Annotated in this window: 6 protein-coding genes and 1 other RNA gene; 2 read left to right on the plus strand and 5 right to left on the minus strand. The window is 48.4% G+C overall.

The features are described 5' to 3' along the window. Position 1 precedes the first annotated feature (1 nt). Together Q0C15_RS06220 and Q0C15_RS06225 are read right to left on the minus strand one after the other, a co-directional pair. The gene (locus tag Q0C15_RS06220) at positions 2-2,005 is read right to left on the minus strand and encodes a heterodisulfide reductase-related iron-sulfur binding cluster (RefSeq protein ID WP_297217406.1); all 2,004 of its coding nucleotides are present in this window, start codon (positions 2,003-2,005) and stop codon (positions 2-4) included. Positions 2,006-2,055: 50 nt separating this feature from the next. Next, positions 2,056-3,174 (minus strand): OFA family MFS transporter, encoded by a 1,119-nt coding sequence (locus Q0C15_RS06225; protein ID WP_297217408.1) that lies wholly within the window; start codon positions 3,172-3,174, stop codon positions 2,056-2,058. Positions 3,175-3,266: 92 nt separating this feature from the next. Here Q0C15_RS06225 and Q0C15_RS06230 point away from each other — a divergent pair, with 92 nt between their 5' ends. After that, the gene (locus Q0C15_RS06230) at positions 3,267-3,842 is read left to right on the plus strand and encodes an ankyrin repeat domain-containing protein (protein ID WP_297217410.1); all 576 of its coding nucleotides are present in this window, start codon (positions 3,267-3,269) and stop codon (positions 3,840-3,842) included. Between the two features lie 6 nt (positions 3,843-3,848). Next, positions 3,849-4,280, plus strand: coding sequence for an OsmC family protein (locus tag Q0C15_RS06235; RefSeq protein WP_297217412.1), 432 nt, complete (start codon positions 3,849-3,851; stop codon positions 4,278-4,280). 3 nt (positions 4,281-4,283) lie between these two features. On the opposite strand, the gene Q0C15_RS06240 is transcribed toward Q0C15_RS06235, so the two are convergent. The 3 genes from Q0C15_RS06240 to ffs form a co-directional block, all read right to left on the minus strand. Beyond that, on the minus strand, positions 4,284-4,904 hold the full coding sequence (locus tag Q0C15_RS06240) for an alpha/beta hydrolase (RefSeq protein ID WP_297217414.1): 621 nt from the start codon (positions 4,902-4,904) through the stop codon (positions 4,284-4,286). A gap of 88 nt (positions 4,905-4,992) precedes the next feature. Continuing rightward, complete coding sequence (locus tag Q0C15_RS06245) at positions 4,993-6,165, minus strand: HD domain-containing protein (protein ID WP_297217416.1); 1,173 nt, start codon at positions 6,163-6,165, stop codon at positions 4,993-4,995. After that, positions 6,160-6,307: signal recognition particle sRNA (gene ffs / locus Q0C15_RS06250), an RNA gene on the minus strand. The genes Q0C15_RS06245 and ffs overlap by 6 nt, the downstream gene beginning before the upstream one ends. Position 6,308: the final 1 nt, after the last annotated feature.

Genomic DNA, 6,308 nt, shown 5'->3' on the forward strand with positions numbered 1-6,308 from the left:
CTTATGGTTTTGACTTTTCGGATGCATCCTCTATGAGGTTTTCACGTATAATTATTGCAATGTCCTTGACCTGAACCCTGTCCTCAACGTTCATGGTTCTTGCGGCATCTGAAAGCATAGCATTGCAGAAAGGACACGCCACAGCTATGTTCGATGCCTTGGTTTCAAGCGCCTGTTCCATCCTTATGTGGCTTATGGCCTTCTCGCTTTCCACCCTGTACCAGTAGTTTCCGCCCCCGGCGCCGCAGCAGAAGCTGGAGTTTCTAGATTTCTCCATCTCCACTAGGTTAGATGACGAAGAGACTATGAACCTCGGATCATCGTACACACCGTTACCGCGCCCAAGATAGCAAGGATCATGATAGGTCGTTATGGTTTCGGAGTTCTTTACCTTCAGCTTTCCATCCCTTATCAGCTGTGCAAGAAATTCAGAATGGTGAATGACCTCAGCCTTGAGGCCAAATTCAGGATATTCATTCTTGAATGTATTATAGCAGTGTGGACACGACGTCACGATCTTTTTCACTCCATATCTGTTGAACGTCTCAATGTTCGACGTGGCAAGTGTCTGGAAGAGACCCTCCTCGCCTATCCTTCTAGCTGTTTCGCCCGTGCATTTCTCCTCTGAACCAAGTATTCCGAACCTGACGCCGGCCTTTTTCATGAGTTCCATAACTGCTATGGCCGTCTCCTTGGCTTTGGGATCATAGGCGCCCATGCATCCCACCCAGTACAGTACGTCACAGTCAGCAGAATACTTATCAGCGTACTGGAGTAGGTCGTCCCTGTCCATGGGCGAGCTTCCCAGCGGATTTCCTGTGTTGTAGAGGTTCGTGAGATATGCAGTAGTCTCCTTGGATACCTTGTTCTCCATAACAAGGTTCCTCCTCGTCTCTGTCACAAAATTGTATGGCCTTATGAGGACAGGGCATTCCTCAACGCATGCCATGCATGTTGTGCAGGACCAGGCAGCATTTTCGGTGAGTATAACGGGAACCATCTCGGTGTCCGTTCCCACAGTCTTCTTCAGGTTCTGAACCACAGCCCTTGGATCAAGGCCAGTACCTGAGGCATAGGCTGGGCATGCCCTCTCGCATCTGCCGCAGTCGGTACAGGCCATGGCGGCAGTAACATATTCAAGCGAGAGCTCCTTCACGTTCTTGGATCCAACCTTGACCTCATAATTGCCAGAGGCCATAACCTCGGATAGTATGAACGGCGTTCCTATGTATGAGTTGCCGCGAACGATCGTTTTGGATGCATGGGTTGGCGATAGGAGCGAGTGGAACAGCTTTGAGTATGGCAGATACAGCGCAACAAGAAAAGCCGTGAGAACATGAACCATCCATAGATCCCTGTATAACGCTATACCTGACGGACTGAATCTGCCGTATCTGAATATGTAGCTTAGATACCACTCCACAAATCTGTAAACGTCGAAAGACTCCCTGAACAGTGCTATCTTCAGGGCACCGAGGAAGAAGCCCTCCAGGGCAAGGATCAGTATGCCGGAAAGCAGTATGTAGTCCTCGGAAGTGGTATGCATTGGGACGAAATTCGTTATTCTCCTTACAATGGCCATAAGCAGGCCAACTATGAGTATTATACCGCCGATCTGCGTGAACACCTCAAATATGAGGTAAAACGTGCCGTAGAGTATCCCCACGCCTATGATCGGCTTCAGTATATCGTGCGAGAGGGCGATGAGCGCTGTCGCAATAAAAAGGATCACGAAGCCGTAAAATATGAAGAGGTGCATTATCCCAGCATACCTGTTTCTGACCACTTTCCTCTGGAAGATCGCATAGCTGAAGAACTGCTTCACCATTCTCGGGAAGTTTGCCTTCAGATAGGACCACATGACTCTGTAGTTTATCCCCTTTCTAGAATAGGAGATGTACCACATGTATATGTCGAAGATCGCTACCGGGAATGATATGGAATAAAGGATTATGAGCTCAGGTATGGGTATGAAGACCAGCGTGGGGCTAACAGGTATGGTCATGTTTGAATATGGGCTATGCGTATTTTAAACTTTTTTTACATAAACGGTTTCTATTGCATTGCACTGCTTTTCCTGACGGCTCCGCGTGAAGCAATTAGAAACGAAAGTCCGGCAATGGCAGAGATCAGGACAAAAATGTACGAAATGGTCACGTCATATGAAAACATCAGTGCAAATACCGTGCTGCCAATAAAACCTGATATGGATTTTCCCGTGTAAAACACGCCGTTGTTCGCCGTTGAAAACCTGGTACCAAATACATCTCCTATATATGCGAAATAGAGAGATATCATGGAACCGCCGAAGAATCCTATCAGCACAATCGCAAGTACATACTGCCTCAATGAGAGAAATGCGGATCCAGCGATTATGAATGCGTCTATAAGCATGACCGCCGCCGACCTGCCGATCCTGTCCGATATCCAGCCAAGTATTGGCCTGCTTATTCCGCTGAGGAGCGGGAACAGGGACACGAGGATCGAAAATTCATAGAGTGGAAGATGACTACCAATATATCCGAATGACGAAGATATGACCAGGAGAGGTATGGAGCCGAAAACGAAAGAAATGTAAAGTATCCAGAACGCCGGACTTGCAAGGTTTCGCCTCGGCCTTTCGCCGGAAAGGTTAACCTTTGGGTATCTGGCAAAATAGAGCATCAGTGGCATCAGCACAAGCTCAATCAGGCCGATGATCATCATGGGCAGTCTGAAATTAGGGGCATGAACAAGGAACACGTTTGCAATGCTGGAACCCAAACCGAATCCAAGAGAAACGATGCCCACAGCTAGGCCCCTGATGTCGCTGTACCATTTCACCGCCAGATTGGTGGCAATCCCATAAAGTATCCCCTCACCAATGCTGCCGATAGACCATACAGCATAGAATTCGTATATGGAGTTTGAGAACGATCCACCGATAAATCCGAAGGCGGATAGAAGAGCAGAAATCACACCGATCCTTGCCGGGCCGTCCCTATCTGCGAAATATCCGCCAAGCCCCTGAAACGTGGTTGAGAAAACAGTGAAAAGCGTAAACGCAATTTCCACATATACGGCGGTCGTATGAAGGCCGGAAGCTATCATCGGTTCAAAAACGTTCCATGAGTACTGATAAAGGGAGTTCATGGACATAACGAACAGCGCTATAACCAGATAGCCCCTCTTCACGTTGAGGAAAGCGAATATAACCTTTAATTGTTTTCCATTCCAATGAAAGATGAAAGGCAAAGATTTATTGCCGTTAACGATCATTCATCAAGATGGATGAATCACAATTTTTCCAGACGATAAAGAGCGGGGACAGAACCAGCATTGAAGCAGCAGCTGACGAGATCTGGAGTTACAGGGATCAGTACGGAAGAAACGCGCTGATGGTTGCGGCCATGTACGGGCGATCCGATTTGGTCGAATTCTTCGCCATGAAATATGATAACTTGGACAGCAGGGATGTAGAGGGAGCCACGGCAATTATGTGGGCCGTGCGCAACAACCACATCGACGCGGCAAAGAAGCTGATAGATCTGAAATGCAGCATTGACGTTCAGGACTGTTCTGGCAACACGCCGCTATTCTGGGCAATAATCTTTGGATACACGGATATGGCCAGGCTTTTGATATCTTCAGGTTCTGACATAAACGCCAAGAATGCAGAGGGAGATACTCCGGCAATCCTAGCTGCTAAGTACGGAAGGACAGAATGCCTGAAGATGCTGATTGAGGCTGGCTGCGACCTCAGTGCTAAGAACCATGGTGGCCAGAACGTCTGGAAAGCTGCAGAAACCTTCGGAAGAAAGGAGATATTAGACCTTCTCATATCCTCAGCGAAGAGAGCGTGATAAGCCATGGCGGATGAGATGCACATCTACGAAAGCGATGTCGCATGGATAGATGACAGACGCACAGAGATATCAACGGGAGGTAGAAAGATAGAGGTAGATTCTCCTCCGGAATTTGGGGGCCCTGAAGGCCAGCTGTATCCAGAAACGCTCTTTCCAAGCGTTCTTGCCTCATGCCTGCTGACTACATTCCTTGAATTCAAGGACAGGATGGGCATAAACCTGAAGTCCTGGAACAGCCATGTGACCGCAGAGCTTGGCCCGTCTCCAGAGAAGGGCTTCAAATTCCACCGGATCAGAATACATGTGAAGATGAGCGTTGATGACGAAGACAAGGAGAAGATACCAAGAGCTATGCAGCTAGCCGAGAAATACTGCTTCATATCAAGGGCAATAAGAAATAATGTTGAGGAAATATTGGACTACGAGTTCGTCTAAGGATCACAGGTTCTTTAGGAAATCTACCGTTATCTTCACGAACTCAGCCGGTTTTTCTATGTAAACTGGATGTCCCGATCCATCAACAATTTCCAGCCTTGATGCGGGTATGATGGACGCATATTCCTTTGATAGTGCGATCGGAACAACGTGATCTTTGGAACCCCATACCAGAAGCGTCTTCTGCCTTATCTTGCCGAGATCCCCCTTCATAGACTCGACCCACGCCGGCGCAACGGCTATCACACCCTGAACCATCTCGGGATATTGAAGGGCCGTCATCAGAACCATGCCGCCGCCCATCGAGGCTCCCAGGATAACCGATTGATCGATACCGTTGGCCTTCAGATAGTCATGTATGAACTGCGCCGCATGCCTCAGATCGCCCCTAGCAATTCCATACCTGTCCGAATTCGATGATCTGCCGAATCCAGGATAATCCGGAGCGTAAACATTGTAGCCTATCTTAGAATAGTTGTTGAACAGATCGGCCTTATCCCAATCCATCGATGTGAAGGAATATCCATGAAAGAGAGCTATGCTCTTTTTATTTCCTTCAACGATCTTCCTCCTGTGGAATACCCTTGTTCCATTGATATCCAGAAATCCTTCCTCTATGTCCATGGTTGTATATCCGGACTTCGGATTTTAATGATTCCATTTCATAAAAATTGAAATTTTAAGGTCATCGCTCCCGTATCCTGATTTTTGATCAGATGCCCGCGAGATCCCGATTTAAATCCTCTTGGTCATCCCGATACCCATAGATGTAGAGGTATCGCCTTTCGATTGCAGAATTGAGCGCGTTTACCAGCGGAGATGATTCTTCTCCCGTCGATATCCTGTCATCCATGAGCACACCAACCTGGGTCTTCAGCCTGTCCTTTCCCTTAAATGAAAGCGGTGGAATGACGTCAACTATGAACCTGTCTGATACCGATCTTTCAATATCCGCAGCTAGCCCCTCTTCGTATTTGACCTTGTACAGAACCTTCATCAACCTCCGGTTGAGTATGTTCTCCATGATGCCCCTCGATCTCGGATCGGAGAGCAGCTGATGCGTTAATTCCTGATCGTTAAGCCCATAGGTATCGTATGCTTCCGATCGCATGGCAGCCATTTCAAGCATCCTGTTGGCTATCCTGCATGTCTTGTGGAAGTACACGGCCTGATACATGAGAAATCTGGAGATGAGGAGGCTCTCTATATCGGAGAGGCCCTTCTCCTCAACCACTATCCTGCCATCATATAGACCGGATACGCTGATCACCCTGGCTGGATTCACGAAGCCTATGGATACTCCGCAGTAGAATGAGTCCCGCCGGAGATAGTCCAGTTCATCTGCGTCTATCGGCCCACTGACGATCTCAGACAGAACCTTTTCCTTGCCCTCGAGTATTCTCACAACCTTCTTCACGTCGATTGAGTATCGTTCGAGTATGGATGGTATTACGCTTTCTCGATCTCCCCTTATGATCTTTATGCCCTCCTCCAGATGATCCACATGCCTGTTTCTGTAATAGAAATCCTCTATCGTGTGCGAAAACGGAAAATGCCCAACGTCATGGAGGAGCGCAGCTACAAGCGCCTCATCGGATCTTATTCCAAGATGATCCAGGTACATGCCCGCAAGATGATAAGTGCCCATAGAGTGCTCAAACCTTGTGTGGTTGGCGCTGGGAAATACAAGATAACAGAGGCCAAGGTTCTTTATGTACCGCAGTCTCTGGAAATCTGCCGAATCCATTATCTCAAGTATGGCTCCTGAAGCACGAATGGGGCCGAAAACCGGATCCTGCACTATCTTTGAATTCATGTCCATCAGAAGCCAGACACACCCGGTTCGGTCTGGGCGTCCTGTCAGGTACCCCCTGTTTCCTCTCACCCCCGCACCCCTCCAGCATCGAGAGTCCAGAGTGTCGTTGCTCCCTTCCGGGCCTGGCGCGTTCCCCTGACAGGCCATAGACGCGTTCTCCTTTGAGATCGTGCCTATGGGCCTCCGATCCAGAGGGACAGGAGATCATTGAT

This window comes from Thermoplasma sp., from assembly GCF_023256435.1.
In the GTDB taxonomy this organism is placed as follows: Archaea; Thermoplasmatota; Thermoplasmata; order Thermoplasmatales; family Thermoplasmataceae; genus Thermoplasma.

Excerpts from the sequence above, each read along its gene's own strand:
- Q0C15_RS06220 (WP_297217406.1), bottom strand. The coding sequence starts at position 2,005 with ATGACCATACCTGTTAGCCCCACGCTGGTCTTCATACCCATACCTGAG.
- Q0C15_RS06230 (WP_297217410.1), top strand. The coding sequence starts at position 3,267 with ATGGATGAATCACAATTTTTCCAGACGATAAAGAGCGGGGACAGAACC.
- Q0C15_RS06235 (WP_297217412.1), top strand. The coding sequence starts at position 3,849 with ATGGCGGATGAGATGCACATCTACGAAAGCGATGTCGCATGGATAGAT.
- Q0C15_RS06240 (WP_297217414.1), bottom strand. The coding sequence starts at position 4,904 with ATGGACATAGAGGAAGGATTTCTGGATATCAATGGAACAAGGGTATTC.